The organism is Streptomyces sp. NPDC059373, assembly GCF_042751495.1.
Lineage (GTDB): Bacteria > Actinomycetota > Actinomycetes > Streptomycetales > Streptomycetaceae > Actinacidiphila.
The window spans coordinates 77,672-94,690 of sequence record NZ_JBHYXC010000013.1; the positions used below are offsets into that span (position 1 = coordinate 77,672).

A 17,019-nucleotide genomic window follows, 5' to 3' on the forward strand; every position below is an offset into this window, starting at 1 on the left:
GAGCGGCGACGACTTTCGACCAGGGCTGAGGTGCTGCTCCGGACGACTTCGATGGGGATAGGTCGGCGTCGCTAGGTCTACGGACGGTTCAGCCATGGTTGTCCTTCTAGATCACTGTCCTGGAGTGTTCCAGGACAGGGTCAGCAGGGGGTCGCGAGGCGCCTCCCGCGTATGCACGGGAGAGGACCAGCCGGCGTCCTGGGAGGTAGATGCATCCGACAAGAGCGATGAAGGACGCAAGCGGAGGGCCTGCCGCGCCGAGCTCCCTGCTCAGGGTGATCGTCAAAGCTGTGCTCACCAGAGCCGCGGCACTACAGCAGACCGCCTGTCTGCGCAGACCAGGTGGGTCGGTCAGCAACATTGCGTTCGGGTAGTTGCACGCGTGGCCGAGGAGCAACAAGGCGAAGGCGACGAACAGGCCTGTGTTCACGTGCAACTGATCAGAAATCAGCCGTGAAACGATTACTTGACCGAATCCGACCAGCGCTGCCCCCATGACGAGACCGACAACCACAAAGAAGGCCGTGATCCGCTTCAGGTCCGCCGTGGTCACCGCTGCTCCCGAACCCCGGCGACGTGCGTATTCGCCCCACAGGGACAGTCCCATCATGCCCACGACACCGAACAGTGGACCGAACAGCTGGGCTCCGGCGGAATACGCCGCAAGGCTGACCGGGCCAGCGACATGGCTGAGGATAAGCCGATCGCAGGAATAGGCGATCGAGGACGCGAGAACGACCACCGTCATGGGCCCGGCGAAGTGCCAGATGCGAGCGCAAGGGCGCCCGGGCCAAGCGCTGAGAGCAACGTCCATGAGGAGGGGCAGCCCCAGAATGCGACTCGCCATGGCGAGCGAGGCCACACTGGCGGCACCGATACCGATGAACCCCGCCACACAGTACGCAGCCGGCGGGCTGTGCAGGTGCGCCACCAGCATGGTGATTCCCAGCGCCATGACGCTTCCGGCAGCCTGAAGGAGCAAGGCCACGTGATTCAGATTCAACGCCGCCAGCACCCGGCCACCGAGGCTGAATGGCAGCCCCAAGCCATACGCGGCGAAGGAGATGGTCGCTGCCGTGTTGGCCTCGACGTTGTCCCGCACGCCGAGCAGCGCCGGCCAAACTCCGGAGATCCCCAGACCACAGCTGATCCCCACCACCAGCACACCGAGGATGAAGAGATTACGGGCACTGGTAGTCATGGTCCGACGAACGGTTTCGACCCCGACCGTGTCCCGCCGCGCGCACGCGTCTATTACGGCTGCTCCCATCCCCAGATCTCCGACAGGTAGCAGCTGAGGAAGCGTCACCACCAGGGAGAACAGGGCATAGCCTGCTACGCCGGTCTCTGACACGACGATGTGTGCCGACATCAGATTGGCGGCACCTGTCAGCGGAAGGGTCACCAGCCGAACAACCAGGGACGCGGACGCCAGTCCGACATAGGAGGTACTGCCTTCTTCCCCGCTTGGGCGCAACGCGCTCTTCGTCAGGCCGATCAATCGCATCGGCTGACACTCAGGCGCACGTCGCTACAATCACGCATATTTGTACGGTATGCCCACCAAAGGTGAAATAGTCAGCTTTGACACGCCGATTGAGGCTGGTGGTGTCCGCCGTAACGGCGAAGCCCAAGCCTCGGACGTTTATGAGCACGCAGAAACGGCATCTCTGTCAGTGGATTTCGCGGCCATTGAACGGGGGAACACCATGACGACTGCGGTCAGAACAGCTGATCGAGGCAGCGAGCATGCACTTCGGGTGCTGCACCGGCAGCATCGCGCCACTCACACCCGTTTGCGTTACCGGGCTTTGCTTCACCCTCTCCGCGTGGGTTTTCCCTCGCCGTCCCGACTGCGGGTATGGAAGCGGCTCGGGGTCAGTGTTCAGGCTCAGGCGCGCACAGCCTGGGGCCAGAGGATGGAGGTGACGTTGCCCGATGACGTCTCCGTGTCCTTGCGACGGAACGGTTACTTCGAGTACGAACTCAGCGCCTTCTACCTGCGGTTCCTGCGCGAAGGGATGACATTCTTCGACGTAGGTGCCCATGTGGGCTATTTCAGCATGCTCGCGAGCCGGTTTGTCGGATCCGCCGGACGGGTCGTGGCCTTCGAGCCGACACCGTCGACGTTCGCCGTGCTCGAAAGGAACGCCCGCGCCAGGGCGAATGTCACGCGGGTGAACACGGCGCTGTGGTCGGAACCGACGGAGATCACCTTGCGCGATTTCGGGCCTGGATTCGGAGCGTACAACTCCGTGTTCCAGGCCCGGCTGCCCGACGAGGTGAGGGCCGAGTTGAGGGAGCGTACACACCATGTACGCGCCGTGCGGCTTGACGACTACGTACAGGAGCACGTTTGCGTGCCGGACGTGGTGAAGATCGACGTGGAGAGCGCGGAGATGCATGTGCTTCGCGGTATGCGCGGGGTGCTGAGTGACCTGCGGCCGGTTGTCTCACTCGAGGTGGGAGACTTCGGCATTCCGGGCGCGCCGCGCAGCCACGATCTGGTCGAACACGTTCTCTCCTTCGACTACCGAGCGTTCGAACTCCGCGATGGCCGCCCCGTCCCACACCGACCGCGGGACGAATACGGCTACGAGAACATCATCTTCGCTCCATCCGAACGGGCTGAGGAACTGCGCGTTGAAGACTGACGCACCAAGGTTCTGGGAAGCGGCGCACGCAGTCACAGGTGGGCCGCTTCCTCCTTGCATGTGGATGGGTCAGGCATGAATACCGCGTCGTACTGGAGCACCTGCCCCGTCCTCTGGTCGCTGAAGCACGGCGCCAGGGTCATCAGTGTGAATCCGTATCGGCGCTGGGCCAACTCGAGCGCCCGGTCAATGAGAAGGCCCCCGTCGTACAGAGCCACGGACGAGACCTCGATCTGCATCCCGTGACAACGACGGATGAAGTCCCCGCCCCCGAGGAGCACAGGCTCTTCGTACCCTTGCACATCGAGTTTGAGAAACACTCGCTCCTTCGGCCCCACCACCTGTGGCCAAACTTCGTCCAGGCGGCGCTGTTCCGCCTCCTGCCGGCCGACGTAACGGGCCTCGGGGCATGCCTGGATGGTCCTTGGCAGCATAGGCAGGATAGAGCTGCTCGCCCCGTCGTTGCCCGCGACGTTCAGCGTGACGACGGCGTTGCGATCACCGAGGGCGTAGGGAAAGACGCTCCACAGAGGATCTCGCACCGCGAGGCGATGCAGGTTCTCCAGCGGCCCACGCAGCGGCTCGAATGAGGCGATCCTTCCTCGGTATCCGAACCGGCGCAGTATTGCTCCGTACTGTCCACCGTTTGCCCCGATGTCGAGGACCACGTCGATTCCGGACCGCAACAGCAGTCGCACCATGCGGTAGTCGGAAGAACACTCCGGGAATCTTTCGATGTCGATGCCCAGGCAGCGGGCCAGCATACGAGTCCTGTGACGCAGACTCATCTGTCGCCTCGCTCGCTCTCGCTCGGTGTCACAGGCTGGCCAGTGCGTGCGAAGGGGTGCGCGCCTGCCCGGCGGCCGACGACGGCGCGGCGGTGTCCTGCGGCAGTGCCTCCAGTTCCGCGTCCACCATCAGGCGGGCAAGCTCCGGCGCCCGCACCGTCGCACGCCAGCCCAGAACACGTTCGGCCTTGGAGGCGTCGCCGACCAGGTCGTCGACCTCGGTCGGGCGCAGGTAGCGGTTGTCGAAGCGGACGTGGTCGCGCCAGTCGAGGCCCGCGTGGGCGAAGCACTCGTCAACGAAGTCGCGCACGCTGTAGCTGGTGCCGGTGGCGATGACGAAGTCGTCTGGCTCGTCCTGCTGCAGCATGCGCCACATCGCTTCGACGTACTCCGGGGCGTAGCCCCAGTCGCGGCGGGCGTCGAGGTTGCCGAGGTAGAGCTCGTCCTGGAGGCCGGCCTTGATGCGGGCGGCGGCCATGGCCACCTTCCGGGTGACAAAGGTCGGTCCTCGGCGCGGCGACTCGTGGTTGAACAGGATGCCGTTGACGGCGTAGATGCCGTAGGCCTCCCGGTAGTTCCGGGTGACCCAGTAGGCGTACACCTTGGCGACCCCGTAGGGCGAGCGGGGGTGGAAGGCGGTGCCCTCGTGCTGCGGGGGCGGCGTCGCGCCGAACATCTCGGAGCTGGAGGCCTGGTAGAAGCGGCAGGGCAGGTTGATCGCCCGGATGGCCTCAAGCAGGCGGGTGGTGCTCAGCCCGGTGGTGTTGCCGGTGAATTCGGGCTCGTCGAAGGAGACCCGGACGTGTGACTGGGCGGCGAGGTGGTACACCTCGTCGGGCCGCACTTGCTCCAGCAGGCCGGCGATCCGGGTGCCGTCGGTGAGGTCGCCGTAGTGGAGGAACAGGCGGGCTTCGGGGTCGTGCGGGTCGCGGTAGAGGTGTTCGATGCGGTGCGTGTTGAAGGTGGAGGCGCGCCGGACGATTCCGTGCACCTGGTAGCCCTTCTGTAGCAGTAGCTCCGCGAGGTAGGAACCGTCCTGGCCGGTGATTCCGGTGATGAGCGCCGTCTTGGCTGTCACACGCACTCCCTGCTGATGGGCTGTCAGGTGGGGCCCCGTCAGGCTACGGACCCCGTGACCCAAAAATGGGAATTGGAGCTATGTGTCGCATTTGTCTGTTTCGAGACATAAGGTGAGGCACCATACACACTGGCTCCGACCGGGGACGGATATCTTGGATCTGCGCGACTACCTACGGGTCCTTTCTCGCCGCTGGCGAGTCATCGCCGCACTGACCCTGCTGGGCACAGGGCTCGGCGTGCTGGCCACCTATGCCGCCACGCCCGAGTACCGTGCCAGCACCACGCTCTTCGTCTCCATGCAGGACGGGGCCGACACGACCCAGCTGAACCAGGGGAGCGTCTTCACCCAAGCGCGGGTGCAGTCCTACGCGAAGATGGCTACCAGCCCCCTGGTGACCCGGCCCGTCGTCAGGTCGTTGAATCTCGGCATGACGCCGGCCCAACTGGCCAGCAGGATCTCCGCATCCGCGCAGCTCGACACGGTGCTGCTCCGCATCACTGTCACCGACACCAAGCCTGTTCGGGCGGCGCTGATCAGCAACACCGTCGCCGAGCGCTTCGCCGACATGGTCAGCGGGCTGGAGAAGCCGGCCAACGCGGACTACTCCCCGGTGAGACTGAGTGTCACGGAGCCCGCCTCAATTCCCACCGCGCCATTCTCTCCGCGCCCTCTCGTGAATCTCGCGCTCGGTCTGTTGTCTGGGCTGGCGCTCGGGGCCGGTTGTGCGGTCCTGCGTGAATCGCTGGACACCTCGGTACGCACCAGCCAGGCTCTGGCTGCCCTGATGACCAAGGCGGGCGGGCCTCCGGTTCTCGGCAGCATCGTGCACGACTCGCGTAACGCCCGGCATCTGGTGGCTGCGCGGGACGACATCCACGGTCTGCGCGCCGAGGGCTTCCGGCAGTTGCGCACCAACCTTCGGTTCGTGGACGTTGACCGAGCGCCCAAGGTGATCGCGGTGACCAGCGCGCTCCCCGGAGAGGGCAAGACCAGTGTCGCGGTCAACCTGGCCGCCGCAATGGCAGAGGCCGGTGCCAAGGTGTGCCTGGTCGAGACCGACCTCCGCCGCCCCACTGTGGCCGGGACTCTCGGCCTCGTCGGAGATGCCGGGCTGACATCCTGTTTGATCGGCCAGGCACATGTACAGCAGGTGCTGCAGTCCGCCGGCACGTTCACGGTGCTGACCAGCGGGGCGGTGCCGCCCAATCCGGCGGAACTGCTCGGCAGCGAGCAGTTCCGTACCGTGCTGGCCACCCTCTCAGAGGAGTTCGACCACATCGTGATCGACACGAGCCCGGTGCTCCCTGTCGCTGATACGGCGGCGATGGCCCCGGTGGTGGACGGTTACGTGTTGGTGGTGCGCGCTGCCCGCACCAGCCGGACCCAGGTCACTGCCGCCCTGGATACTCTTCGGCGTAGTGGTACTCCCGTGCTGGGCACGATCTTCAATATGGCTCCGCATAAAGGCGAGGAAGGGGCCTACGGCTACGCGTACACCTACCGGCCGCAGCGCCGTACGACCGGCGGATTCTCCCGGCTGCTGCGCAGTCAGGGGCGCACGACACCGGCCGAACCCCCGGCCCTGAACGGTGCGTCAGCGATGCGGCCAGCGGAAAGGGAAACCGTCCGGAACGGGGAGTCCAGCCGGTCCGACTGGTGAACCCACGTTGAAGCGGATGCGAGGGCCTGGCTGCCGTGGTCAGCGGACGCCGTTGGGGTGGAAGAGGACATTGATCCAGCCGTCGTTGCGGGCATCGAAGTGTTCGTAGGCGGTGGTTGCTTCGTCGATGCCGCCATGCGCGTGCACCAACCTGCCGCGAATGGAGGCGAGTAGATGGCGGCGCGACCGGAGTCCGAGGCCCAGCATCCGGCGTATCTGCGGGCCGAGTTCCACTCGGCCGCGTTGCGTTGACTGCGCCTACCTCCCACCGGGAGACAAGCCACCCCCTGTTCCACGGTCCCACCCGGATCCCGCACGCGCGGCCTCGCGATGTCGCGCCCTACGACGCGGGGGCCGCGATGGCGTCGAGGTTCTCCTCGACCCAGGCGCGCAGGAGGCCCAGCGGGACGGCTGCGCCGCGGCCCAGGTCGGTGAGGGCGTACTCGACGTGCAGGGGGACGGCGGGGTAGACGGTGCGGTCGACGAGGCCGGCGTCTTCGAGGCGCCGCAGCGTCTGGGTGAGCACCTTGGGGCTGACGCCCTGGAGGGATCGCTGCAGGGCGCCGAAGCGCTGCGGGCCCTCCTCCATCGCTCCGATGGCCATGGCGGACCACTTGTTCGCGAGCAGGTCCAGCATGGGGCGGCAAGGGCACAGGGCGGCGTAGACATCGTGGTGTGCGTGCTGGCCGGTCGTGCAGGTGGTGCTCACGAAGGGGCTCCTCAGCAGGATGCTTCCCTATGGGAAGTAGTGTCCCTTGATGGTAACTACCACCCTCGGGGTAGCGTCAAGGCCAGTTGCGCGAAAGGCCTCACAACGGTCTTTCCGCCCATTTGACTCCAGGGAGATGTCTCATGTCCGCATCCTCGATGCGCGCGGTGGTACAGCACGGCTTCGGCGGTCCCGAAGTCCTTCGGGTGGAGGAGGTGCCCCGCCCCGAGCCGCTGCCGACCGAGGTCCTGGTGCGGGTGCGCGCCGCCGGGATCAACCCGGTCGACTGGAAGACCCGGTCCGGCTCGGGCATGGCCCACGTGCTGGGCGAACCGCCGTTCATCCTGGGCTGGGACGTCTCCGGCGTGGTGGAGGAGACCGGCTTCGGGGTGACCACGCTCAAGCCCGGCGACGAGGTCTACGGCATGCCGTGGTTCCCCCGCGCCGCCGGCGGCTACGCCGAGTACGTGACCGCCCCTTCCCGGCAGTTCGCCCGTAAGCCCGCCGGCATCAGCCACGAGCAGGCCGCAGCCGTGCCGCTGGCGGCCCTCACCGCCTGGCAGGTCCTGGTGGACACCGCCGATGTACGCCCCGGCCAGCGCGTCCTGATCCATGCGGCCGCGGGCGGCGTCGGACACTTCGCCGTCCAGTTCGCCAAGCACCTGGGCGCCTACGTCATCGGCACCGCCGGCAGCGCCCGTCACGACTGGCTCACCGGACTCGGAGCCGACGAACTCATCGACTACACCGCCGTCCGCTTCGAGGACGCCGTCAAGAACGTCGACGTCGTCGTCGACCTCGTCGGTGACGGCCATGCCAACACCAGCACCCGCTCCCTGGACGTCCTGCTTCCCGGCGGCCTGATCGTCGCCGTCCCGTCCGGCGCCTCGCCCGAACTGCTCGACACCGCCCGGGCCCAGGGCCTGCGCGCCAGCGCCTTCCTGGTCGAGCCGGACGGTCCGGCCCTGGCCCGTATCGCCCGGCTTATCGACTCCGGCGACGTGACGGTGGAGGTCGAGGAGGCCTTCCCCCTGGACCAGGTCGCCCGGGCCCACTCCCGCGGCGAGACTGGCCACACCCGCGGCAAGCTCGTGCTGCGCGTGGCCTCCTGACATCGACTTAGGCCTTGGTCACGCGGCTGTCGCGTGGATGCGCTCGAGCAGTGAGGCGGTCCTCTCCCACAGCTCCGACTGGATCGCCTCGTCCCGGCCCGGTTCCGGGCACATCAGCGGCTCGGGGCTCTTGACGGAGTAGTAGCCACCGGTGGTCGTGGCCAAAGCGGGGTCGGTGGCGAGTCGTACGATGATGCCGGCCCCGTGCCGGGGGTCTCCCGCCCCCGGGACGGCCGCGAATCGGCCGACGCCTGACCCCGTCGCTCAACCCGGCGAGGTGGTGGGCGGAGCTGCGGCGCCGACCAGCCGGCGCAGCCGCGCCGGAGCGTCCGTGGTCAACACGGGGGTGTAGATCAGCAGGCGTAGGTCGGGATGATCGCAGGGGATCACGCGATGGAGCTCCACATGCAGGTCTCCGACGGACGGGTGGCGGAACATGCGCACCCGTGAGGTGAATCCTTCGACGTCATGGCTCTGCCAGCAGACGCGGAACGGTTCGCTGGCCTGGAGAAGTCGCGCGACCAGGTCGGACCAGGGGGCCTCGCCCACCCGGGGACCGATCTCGGCCCTGAACTCGCGGAGGAAACGACGACTGGCGACCTCCCAGTCGGGCATCAGCTCGCGCAGGTACGGGTCGGTGAACACCAGCCAGAGCATGTTCCGGTCCGTCACCTGGACAGTGGTTATGTTCGGGTACAGGGCCGCGAACGCGGCGTTCCAGCCCAGTACGCCCCAGTCCGGGCCGATCGCGTACGCAGGGAAGTCCGGGAACGAATCGAGCAGCCGCTGCACGCTGGCCGGGGCCGTGACGGCGATCGGCTGGGCAGCGGGCTGGGGAGCGGTGTACCCGGCCAGCGACATCAGGTAGGTGTGTTCCGCTGCCGACAGACGCAGGGTGCGTGCGACCGCATCCAGCACTTGTCGGGACGGATGGATGTCGCGTCCCTGCTCGAGCCAGGTGTACCAGGTGACGCTCACGTCGGACAGGTAGGAGATCTCTTCTCGGCGGAGCCCCGAGGTCCTTCTCCCACCGACCGGAGGTAGGCCGAGGTCGGCGCGCACAAGCTGCTCACGCCGGGTTTTGAGGAAGTCGCCCAGGTCGCGGCGCCGCTGCTCCTCGGCATTCACACTCTTGATACTAGTGGTGCCACTACTAGAGGTATCGCCGTCTATGCCCGCGAAAGAGCGGAATGGATCCTTGGTGGATGCCGGAGCAGGGATCACGCACTGTGACCACTGGGCGGAACAGGCCAGAGGGGGCCGCCCAAATCGACTAGTGCCGGGAGGGGCGCTGGCACGCCGCGCCGGTGCCGCCGAGGTCCCCGACAACCCGTAGAGGACGCGATGCTTTCTTTTCCGCCCGTCCACACGCCCACGTCCACCATCCGGCAGCTCCACCAGCACCTCACGGCCTGCGGGCAGAACAATGTCCGGCGCGCCCGGCACCGCGTGCTCCGAATGTGCCCGCTGAGCCGACGCCGGGCACGGGCGGTCCTGGCGATCCTGTTCGTCGGCGCAACGACCCTGGGCAGCTTCCTGGCCCCCACGGATATCCATCTCGCCTCGTTGCTGGTCGCTGCGCCGGCCTCAACCGCCGCGTGGGCCGGTCCCAGGCTCACCACCGGCGTCGCCTTCCTCGCCGGCGTAGCCGTAGTGGCCATCGACATTCACGACGGCATGCTGCGCGCACGGGTAGGCACGCCGGACGCCGCGTGGGTGATGATCCCGATCCACGTCGTCGCCCTCATCCTGGTCTCCGCCTTCGTCATCGCCTTCCGTGCTCTCCACGACCGTGACCTCAAGGAACTGACCCAGGTGCGAGCGGTCTCCGAAGCAGCCCAACGTGTCCTGTTGCGCAGGCTTCCTCACCGGATGGGCCCGCTGCTGGTCGCCTCCGCGTACCGGGCCGCCCAGGCGCAGGCCCAGATCGGTGGCGACGTGTACGCCGCCACGCGGACCGCCCGCGCGCCCCGCCTCCTGATCGGCGATGTCCGGGGCAAGGGCCTGTCGGCCATCGGCGAGGCGGCGGCCCTGTCCGGCGCCTTCCGGGAGGCCGCCTACCGGAACGCCACCCTGCCCGAGCTCGCCGCCTCCCTGGAGGACAGCGTAGGCAGGCACCTGGCGGAGATCGCCGATACCGACGACGACACCGGTGAACGTTTCATCACCGCCCTCATCGTCGAGATCCCCGACGACACCGGCACGGTTCGGATGATCAGCTGCGGTCACCCCCCACCTCTGCTCTCGCACCGCGGCCGCGTCGCCGTCCTGCACGCCTACCGGCCCGGACCGCCCCTGGGCCTGGCGGCTCTGTCTCCCGACGCCTACCACGTCGACACCTTCCCCCTCGACGCCGGAGACACCCTCGTGCTCTACACCGACGGCGTCATCGAGGCCCGTGATGCCGCAGGCGACTTCTATCCCGCCTCCGACCGGGTCGCCACCTGGAAGTGGGGGACTCCCGACCAGCTCCTGGAGCGCATCCTCGACGATCTCCATTCCCATGTCGGCGGAAGGCTCGACGACGACGTTGCCATGGTCGCCGTCCAGCGCGCCCCCGCATCGGGTCCGGACAGGGAGGCAGGGCCGGCCGGCCTCCAGGTTCATCTCGAGCCCGGATCAATCCCGGCTCCGGCGCGACACCCGTCGCCCTATCGGGTGGGGCGAGAAGGACTCGGGTGACCGCTGTGCCGATCAGCAGGGATCCTTGTCCAGCTGTTCGAGGATGCGGTCCGAGATGCGGCCGAGGACGCTGATCTCCTCGGGGGTGAGGTGGTCGATGGCCAGCCGGCGGACCGCTTCGACATGCCGGGGAGCGGCGGCCGCGATGGCCTCGCGGCCGGCCGGGGTGATGGATACGAAGGCTCCGCGTCCGTCGTCGGGGCACTCCTCGCGGACTACCAGGCCGCGCTTGGTCATGCGGACGATGTGGTGGGACATCCGGCTCTTCTCCCACTCCACCGCCTTGGCCAGTTCCAGGAAGCGCAGTCGGCCGTCGGGGACGTCGATGAGGTTGACCAGTACCCCGTAGTCGGCGGCGGACAGGTTTGAACGGGCCTGGAGTTCACGAGCCAGCCGGCCGCTGAGCTTGTCCTGCATACGGATGAAGCTGCGCCAGGCATGCCCCTCCGTCGAGGTAAGCCGGCGCGGTGTCTCGTTCATGGCGCCAGTCTACCGCGATTGGTTGATGCATCATCTATCGCTGAGGGCGAGACCCGCGGACCTCGTCTTCTTCCACGTACTCGCCTTCGGCCTGGGACGGGGTCGTCCGGGGTACCTCCGCGTGGACCTCCCGATCGGGGACGCCGTCGAGGTCGTCCCGCTCGCCCTCCGCCTGGGAGGGCGTCCTCTCGTAGAGCTGGTTGTAGAGCTGATCGTCCGGAATGCGCATCGCGATCCACCCTGCCTTTCCGATTCCAGCCTCCCACTCGCCGCCCGGTCAGGCACGGCGCGGCGACACCAGAAGGAAGCTACGGCCGTGACGGTCGCGGTGCAGCGTGCACTGCCAGCCGAAGCGCTCGAGGACCTGCTGGCAGGCCGCCAGGGCCTCCGGGGCTCCGGTGCCGTGCCAGGCGACCTCGGCGACGCCGGGCTGGGCGGCGGCGGGGGAGACGGAGTAGCCGGTGGACGGGGGATGGCCGGCGGCCTCGAGGGCGAGGGCGATGGCGTGGACGAGGCGTTCGCGCTCCCAGGGGGCGGGGCGGGAGGTGTCGCCGTCCTGGAGGACCCGGCGGATCTCCAGGAGCCCGGACCACGCGGTGGCGACCTCGGCCGCACGGCCGGGCAATGCGGGGGAGGGAGGGCCGGTGCCGTCGTCGGCGTTGAAGCCGGTGGCTGCCGGGGCCGGCGGAGCGGTGGCGGTCGGAGCGGGGCTCCGGACCTCCGCCGCCTCGGGGCCGACCCGTTCGAGTACGCCCCGTACGCGCAGGCCCTCCGGCGTGAGGTAGTAGCCGCCGACCCGGCCGTAGCGGACGGCCAGGCCCAGCCGGGCCAGGGCCTCGCAGGTCGGGACGCGGGCACCCAGCCGTCCCGTCTCGGCGTCGGACTCCAGGATCGCGCGTCGCTGGGCGGCGGAGAGGAGGTCGGCCATGCCCAGAACCCTATGTGGGAGGTACGACACCCCTCCGGTGCCCTACACTCGAATTCGAGCAGACGTTCGAACAGGTGAGGTGGCCGCGGCATGGTCGTACCCGCACAACACCAGCATCCGCACCCGGACCCCGGCCCGTGCGTGCTCTACATCCGCTGCGGCCCGGTCGACCGGGCGACGTACGCCGGGCTGGCCGAGCTCGTGGCCCAGTTCACCCCCCTCGTGGAGACCGTGCCACCGGACGCGATCCTGGCCGACGTACGCGCCGCCGTGCGGTACTTCGACCGGCTCCCCGAGCAACTCGCCCTGATGATCGGCACCCGCGCCACCGCCCTGTACGACGTACGCCTCACCATTGGCGCCGCCGGCAACCGCACCGTCGCCGCCATGGCCGCGTACGACGTCCGGCCCGGCCGGGTCCGCGCCGTGGACACCGACCCCGAGGCGGTGGCCGACTTCCTGCGCCCCCAGCCCGTCGAGGCCCTCTACGGCATCGGCGAGGCCGCCGCCCGCACGCTGGCCCAGCACGGCCTGCTCACCGTCGGCCAGGTCGCCGTCACGCCGCTCCCGGTCCTCCAGGGCATCCTGGGCGCCGACACCGGGCGCACCGCTTGGGAACGCGCCCACGGCATCGACCCGCACCCCGTCACCGCCGAAGCCCCGCCGAAAAGCCTGACCGCCGACCGGCTGTTCAACGCCGACACCGTCAGCACCGACGCCGTACGCCGCAGCGTCCTCGAACTCGCCGACGCCCTCGGCCGCCAACTGCGCGGCTCCGGCCAGGCGGCGTCCACCCTTGCCCTGACCGTCGGGCTGACCGGCGGATCCTCACTCGGCCGCGCCCGCACCCTGCCTGCCCCGACCGCGCACACCGCCACCCTGGCCGACGCCGCGCTCGACCTGTGCGAAGGGCTCACCCTGCGGGACACCCGCGTCCGCGCGGTGGCGCTGCGCGCCGAAGACCTCGCCCCCGCCGCGACCCGGTCCGACCACCCGCCCACGTCCCCACCGGCCCGCACCGTCATGCCGGCCACCCTTACGGACCGGCCCCGCCGCTGAGCTTTCCGCAGACGGGTCAGGCGTTCGCCGCGAACGCGTCGACGCCTGTGAGCTCGGCCGACAGCTTCCACAGCCGCGCCGCCTGCCGGGGGTTCGTCGCGTAGGCGCGCTACGGATTGGAGCGCACTCCAGGTCAAGTCGTGGCCGGGCTCCGTCCATCCCGCTCGGAGAACGGGGACGCCCCTGCTCATGCGCCGAGCCTCGCAGTGGGCGACGTTGAACGACGAGCTAGCTCCTCGTACGCCCGCCCCGCGCAGCGGCCAGCAGTTCCCCGGCGCTCAGCGGGCGCGGCAGCGCGCCGCGGCGGGCGGTCGCCATGTCGGCGAAGCAGCGGTCGCACACCGCCAACGGGATGTGGCGGATGCCGCAGTCGCGGACGGTCCCGTCGTCCCGCCCGCACACGTCGCAACCGCTGACCGGCTCCACCGCCATGTGTTCGATGGTGCCGGGCCGGCCTCGCGGCGGGCAGGGCGCGCAGCGGTCGCAGAGGCGCGCCGGGCAATGCCGCCCTCTTCCCCTGCGGGCGGCCGGGGTCCAGGCTTGGCCGTGCACCGGGCACGATCATGGAAGGACCCCGAGGACATGCCGCTGAACGCCGAAGCCGTCCGCGCCTGCTACCCCGCCCTGCGCGACGGTGCCGCCTACCTCGACGGCGCCGCCGGCACTCAGGTGCCCGACGCCGTGATCGAGGCCATCGCCGCCGCCTACCGCACCGGCATCGGCAACGTCGGCGGGCCCTTCGCGGCGAGCCACCGTTCGGACGCCATCGTCGCCGGGTGCCGGGCCGCCGTCGCCGACCTGGTCGGGGGCACGGCGGACGGCGTGGTCCTGGGCCCGAACACCACCACCCTGGTCTACCGGTTCGCCCAGGCGCTGTCCGCTACCTGGCGCCCCGGCGACGAGATCGTCGTGTCGCGCCTCGACCACGACGCGAACGTACGCCCCTGGGTCCAGGCCGCCGCCCGCACCGGCACCCTCGTCCGCTGGGCCGAAGTCGACCCTGTCACCGGCGAGTTGCCCACCGGCCAGTACGACACGCTGCTGACCGACCGCACCCGCCTGGTCGCCGTCACCGCCGCCAGCAACATCCTCGGCACCCGACCCGACGTGGCCGCCATCACCGCCAAGGCCCACGCCGCCGGCGCCCTCACCTTCGTGGACGGCGTACACGCCACGCCCCACGGCCCCGTCGACGTCACCGCGCTCGGCGCCGACTTCTACGCCACCAGCGCATACAAGTGGTCCGGCCCCCACATCGGCGCCGTCGCCGCCGACCCCGCCCTCCTCGACACCCTGCGTCCCGACAAGCTCGCCAGCTCCTCCGACGCCGTCCCCGAACGCTTCGAGACCGGCACCGCCGCCTTCGCCGACCTCGCCGGAGTCACCGCAGCCGTCGACCACCTCGCCGCGCTCGACGACACCGCGGCACCGACCGGCTCCCGCCGCGAACGGCTGCTCGCCTCCATGGGCGCGGTGGAGACGTACGAGAAGGAGCTGTTCCGCACCCTCCTCCAAGGCCTGGAAGAGCAGCCCGGCGTCACCCTCTACGGCAAGCCCGCCGCCCGCACCGCCACCGCCTACTTCCGCGTCGCCGGCCACACCCCCGCCGAGGTCGCCCGCCACCTCGCCGACCGCCGGGTCAACGTATGGCACGGCCACAACTACGCCTGGGAACTCACCGAAGCGCTCGGCCTGCGCGACACCGGCGGCGCCGTCCGGGCCGGGCTCGTCCACTACAACAACGCCGACGACGTGGCCCGGCTGCTCGCCGGCGTCGCGGAGCTGAGCTGAGCTCATGAACCAGAACCAGAACCAGAACCCCCTCACCAAGTCCCCGGTAGCAGTCGTGACGGGCGCCGCCCAGGGAATCGGCCGCCAGGTCGCCGGGGCCCTGGCCGCCGAGGGATACGCCCTCGTGCTGGCCGACCTCCGCGAGCCCACCGACACCCTGGCCGCCGTACGCGACGCGGGCGCCGACGCCATCGCCGTCACCGGCGACGTCGCGGCGGACGCGTATGCCGAAGAGCTCGCCGCCCGGATCGCCGAGCACTTCGGCCGCAGCGCAGATGTGCTGGTCAACAACGCCGGGATCTCCCTGCTGAGCCCCGCCGAGGAGACCACCGCCGCCCAGTGGCGCCGGGTCCTGGAGGTCAACCTCACCGGCCCGTTCCTGCTGTCCCGCGCGCTGGGCCGCCTCATGCTCGAGGCCGGCGGCGGCTCGATCGTCAACATCGCCTCCATCGCCGGGCTGCGCGGAGTGTCCGACCGGGCCGCCTACAACGCCAGCAAGCACGGCCTGGTCGGCCTGACCCGCACCCTGGCCGCCGAGTGGGGAGGCCGGGGCGTGCGGGTCAACGCGGTGTGCCCGGGCTGGGTCAAGACCGAGATGGACGAGGCCGACCAGGCCTCCGGCGGCTACACCGACGACGACATCACCGGCCAGGTGCCGATGGGCCGCTTCGCCGCCCCGGGCGACATCGCCTCCGCCGTCTGCTTCCTGGCCGACCCCGCCCGCAGCGGCTTCGTCAACGGCGTGGCCCTGCCCGTCGACGGAGGCTGGACCGCAGACGCGAGCTGGACCTCCTTGCGGATGCGGAAGCGATAGGCAAACGTTCGTACGGATCAAACCCCGTTCCGCGGGGCATCAGTGTCAGTACGCGGCGACAGAACCAGGAGGCGCCCGTGAAGGTCGGACTGCTCACGCGCGAATATCCGCCCGACGTCTACGGCGGAGCGGGCGTCCACGTGGAGTTTCTCGCCCGCGAACTACGCGCGCTCACCGACCTGCGGGTGCACTGCTGGGCCGGTTCGGGCGAGAGCGGCGACGGCGACTCCGTCTTCCGCCACGGGGCCGCTGCCGAGCTCGCCGGCGCCAACGAGGCCCTGCGCAGCCTGTCCGTCGACCTCTCCATGGCCGCCGCGCTGACCGGCCGGGACCTCGTGCACTCCCACACCTGGTACGCCAACCTCGGCGGCCACCTCGCCAAGCTCCTGCACGGCATCCCGCACGTGATGACCGCCCACTCCCTCGAACCCCTGCGCCCCTGGAAGGCCGAGCAACTCGGCGGCGGATACGCCCTCTCCAGCTGGGCCGAGCGCACCGCGATCGAGGCCGCCGACGCCGTCATCGCCGTCTCCCACGGCATGCGCGCCGACATCCTCGACTGCTACCCCACCCTCGACCCCGCGCGCGTCCACGTCGTCCACAACGGCATCGACACCCGCCTCTACCGCCCCGACCCCGGCACCGAGGCCCTCCGCGCGCACGGCATCGACCCCGCCCGCCCGTACGCCCTCTTCGTCGGCCGCATCACCCGCCAGAAGGGCGTCCCCCACCTGCTGCGCGCCGCGCGCCACCTCGACCCCGCCACCCAGCTCGTGCTGTGCGCCGGAGCCCCCGACACCCCGGCCATCGACCGCGAGTTCCGCGACCTGGTCACCGAGCTGCGGGAGCTGCGCGACGGCGTGATCTGGATCCCCGAGATGCTGCCGCGCCCCGAGGTCGTCCAGCTCCTCACCCACGCGGCGGTCTTCGTCTGCCCCTCGGTGTACGAGCCGCTGGGCATCGTCAACCTCGAAGCCATGGCCTGCGGCACCGCCGTCGTCGCCTCGGCGGTCGGCGGCATCCCCGAGGTGGTCCAGGACGGCGACACCGGGCTGCTCGTCCCGTACGAGGAGAAGGACCCGGCCGAGTTCGAAACGGCCCTGGCGGCGGCCGTGAACACGGTGGTCGCCGACCCGGCGACGGCAGCGCGGATGGGCGAGGCCGGGCGGGAGCGAGCGGCCCGCGAGTTCGGGTGGGACGCTGTGGCCCGGCGCACGGTGCGCGTGTACGAGGAGATCCTCAAATTCTGACAACAGTGGAA

The 17,019-nt window shown here is 69.6% G+C and carries 19 protein-coding genes; 8 read left to right on the forward strand and 11 right to left on the reverse strand.

Translation table 11 applies throughout. From position 1 onward, the window contains the following. Positions 1-106: 106 nt before the first annotated feature. Positions 107-1,507 carry a lipopolysaccharide biosynthesis protein gene (locus ACFXJ5_RS19545; RefSeq protein WP_384632097.1) on the reverse strand — a complete coding sequence of 467 codons (1,401 nt, stop codon included), beginning with the start codon at positions 1,505-1,507 and terminating at the stop codon, positions 107-109. A 49-nt stretch (positions 1,508-1,556) separates the two neighbouring features. Between ACFXJ5_RS19545 and ACFXJ5_RS19550 the strand changes: the two genes are divergently transcribed. Then, entirely contained in the window at positions 1,557-2,654 is a 1,098-nt protein-coding gene (locus ACFXJ5_RS19550) for an FkbM family methyltransferase (RefSeq protein WP_384632100.1), read from the forward strand. A gap of 32 nt (positions 2,655-2,686) precedes the next feature. On the opposite strand, the gene ACFXJ5_RS19555 is transcribed toward ACFXJ5_RS19550, so the two are convergent. Continuing rightward, complete coding sequence (locus tag ACFXJ5_RS19555; protein ID WP_384632103.1) at positions 2,687-3,418, reverse strand: FkbM family methyltransferase; 732 nt, start codon at positions 3,416-3,418, stop codon at positions 2,687-2,689. 52 nt (positions 3,419-3,470) lie between these two features. Next, positions 3,471-4,520, reverse strand: a complete 1,050-nt coding sequence (gene gmd, locus ACFXJ5_RS19560) for a GDP-mannose 4,6-dehydratase (protein ID WP_384632106.1) — start codon at positions 4,518-4,520, stop codon at positions 3,471-3,473. A 154-nt stretch (positions 4,521-4,674) separates the two neighbouring features. Here gmd and ACFXJ5_RS19565 point away from each other — a divergent pair, with 154 nt between their 5' ends. After that, positions 4,675-6,183, forward strand: a complete 1,509-nt coding sequence (locus ACFXJ5_RS19565) for a polysaccharide biosynthesis tyrosine autokinase (RefSeq protein ID WP_384632109.1) — start codon at positions 4,675-4,677, stop codon at positions 6,181-6,183. A gap of 39 nt (positions 6,184-6,222) precedes the next feature. Here the strand turns inward: ACFXJ5_RS19565 and ACFXJ5_RS19570 are convergent, their stop codons facing one another. After that, complete coding sequence (locus tag ACFXJ5_RS19570) at positions 6,223-6,417, reverse strand: hypothetical protein (protein ID WP_384632112.1); 195 nt, start codon at positions 6,415-6,417, stop codon at positions 6,223-6,225. Positions 6,418-6,523: 106 nt separating this feature from the next. Further along, complete coding sequence (locus tag ACFXJ5_RS19575) at positions 6,524-6,892, reverse strand: winged helix-turn-helix transcriptional regulator (protein WP_384632115.1); 369 nt, start codon at positions 6,890-6,892, stop codon at positions 6,524-6,526. A 143-nt stretch (positions 6,893-7,035) separates the two neighbouring features. Between ACFXJ5_RS19575 and ACFXJ5_RS19580 the strand changes: the two genes are divergently transcribed. Further along, positions 7,036-8,004 carry an NADP-dependent oxidoreductase gene (locus ACFXJ5_RS19580; RefSeq protein WP_384632117.1) on the forward strand — a complete coding sequence of 323 codons (969 nt, stop codon included), beginning with the start codon at positions 7,036-7,038 and terminating at the stop codon, positions 8,002-8,004. Between the two features lie 18 nt (positions 8,005-8,022). On the opposite strand, the gene ACFXJ5_RS19585 is transcribed toward ACFXJ5_RS19580, so the two are convergent. Together ACFXJ5_RS19585 and ACFXJ5_RS19590 are read right to left on the reverse strand one after the other, a co-directional pair. Then, entirely contained in the window at positions 8,023-8,169 is a 147-nt protein-coding gene (locus tag ACFXJ5_RS19585) for a hypothetical protein (protein ID WP_384632120.1), read from the reverse strand. Between the two features lie 99 nt (positions 8,170-8,268). After that, positions 8,269-9,228: a helix-turn-helix transcriptional regulator gene (locus ACFXJ5_RS19590; RefSeq protein ID WP_384632122.1), complete on the reverse strand. Its 960-nt coding sequence runs from the start codon at positions 9,226-9,228 to the stop codon at positions 8,269-8,271. A 120-nt stretch (positions 9,229-9,348) separates the two neighbouring features. Between ACFXJ5_RS19590 and ACFXJ5_RS19595 the strand changes: the two genes are divergently transcribed. Then, positions 9,349-10,686: a PP2C family protein-serine/threonine phosphatase gene (locus tag ACFXJ5_RS19595; protein WP_384632125.1), complete on the forward strand. Its 1,338-nt coding sequence runs from the start codon at positions 9,349-9,351 to the stop codon at positions 10,684-10,686. A 12-nt stretch (positions 10,687-10,698) separates the two neighbouring features. On the opposite strand, the gene ACFXJ5_RS19600 is transcribed toward ACFXJ5_RS19595, so the two are convergent. Genes ACFXJ5_RS19600 through ACFXJ5_RS19610 form a run of 3 tightly spaced genes read right to left on the reverse strand, consistent with a single transcriptional unit; the run spans position 10,699 to position 12,094 of the window. Further along, entirely contained in the window at positions 10,699-11,166 is a 468-nt protein-coding gene (locus ACFXJ5_RS19600; RefSeq protein WP_384632128.1) for a MarR family winged helix-turn-helix transcriptional regulator, read from the reverse strand. Between the two features lie 34 nt (positions 11,167-11,200). Continuing rightward, a complete protein-coding gene (locus ACFXJ5_RS19605) occupies positions 11,201-11,395 on the reverse strand; it encodes a hypothetical protein (protein WP_384632131.1) in 195 nt (64 codons plus the stop codon). 48 nt (positions 11,396-11,443) lie between these two features. Continuing rightward, positions 11,444-12,094 (reverse strand): hypothetical protein, encoded by a 651-nt coding sequence (locus ACFXJ5_RS19610; RefSeq protein ID WP_384632134.1) that lies wholly within the window; start codon positions 12,092-12,094, stop codon positions 11,444-11,446. Positions 12,095-12,184: 90 nt separating this feature from the next. On the opposite strand from ACFXJ5_RS19610, the gene ACFXJ5_RS19615 reads away from it, so the two are divergent. Then, positions 12,185-13,153, forward strand: coding sequence for a DinB/UmuC family translesion DNA polymerase (locus tag ACFXJ5_RS19615; protein ID WP_384632137.1), 969 nt, complete (start codon positions 12,185-12,187; stop codon positions 13,151-13,153). 228 nt (positions 13,154-13,381) lie between these two features. On the opposite strand, the gene ACFXJ5_RS19620 is transcribed toward ACFXJ5_RS19615, so the two are convergent. After that, on the reverse strand, positions 13,382-13,585 hold the full coding sequence (locus ACFXJ5_RS19620) for a hypothetical protein (RefSeq protein WP_384632140.1): 204 nt from the start codon (positions 13,583-13,585) through the stop codon (positions 13,382-13,384). A gap of 150 nt (positions 13,586-13,735) precedes the next feature. Between ACFXJ5_RS19620 and ACFXJ5_RS19625 the strand changes: the two genes are divergently transcribed. The 3 genes from ACFXJ5_RS19625 to glgA all read left to right on the forward strand — a co-directional run bounded on the left by ACFXJ5_RS19625 (position 13,736) and on the right by glgA (position 17,008). Then, complete coding sequence (locus ACFXJ5_RS19625; protein WP_384632143.1) at positions 13,736-14,944, forward strand: cysteine desulfurase-like protein; 1,209 nt, start codon at positions 13,736-13,738, stop codon at positions 14,942-14,944. A gap of 4 nt (positions 14,945-14,948) precedes the next feature. Beyond that, complete coding sequence (locus tag ACFXJ5_RS19630; protein WP_384632146.1) at positions 14,949-15,758, forward strand: SDR family NAD(P)-dependent oxidoreductase; 810 nt, start codon at positions 14,949-14,951, stop codon at positions 15,756-15,758. 77 nt (positions 15,759-15,835) lie between these two features. Then, positions 15,836-17,008: a glycogen synthase gene (gene glgA, locus ACFXJ5_RS19635; protein ID WP_384632149.1), complete on the forward strand. Its 1,173-nt coding sequence runs from the start codon at positions 15,836-15,838 to the stop codon at positions 17,006-17,008. The last annotated feature ends 11 nt before the right edge of the window (positions 17,009-17,019 follow it).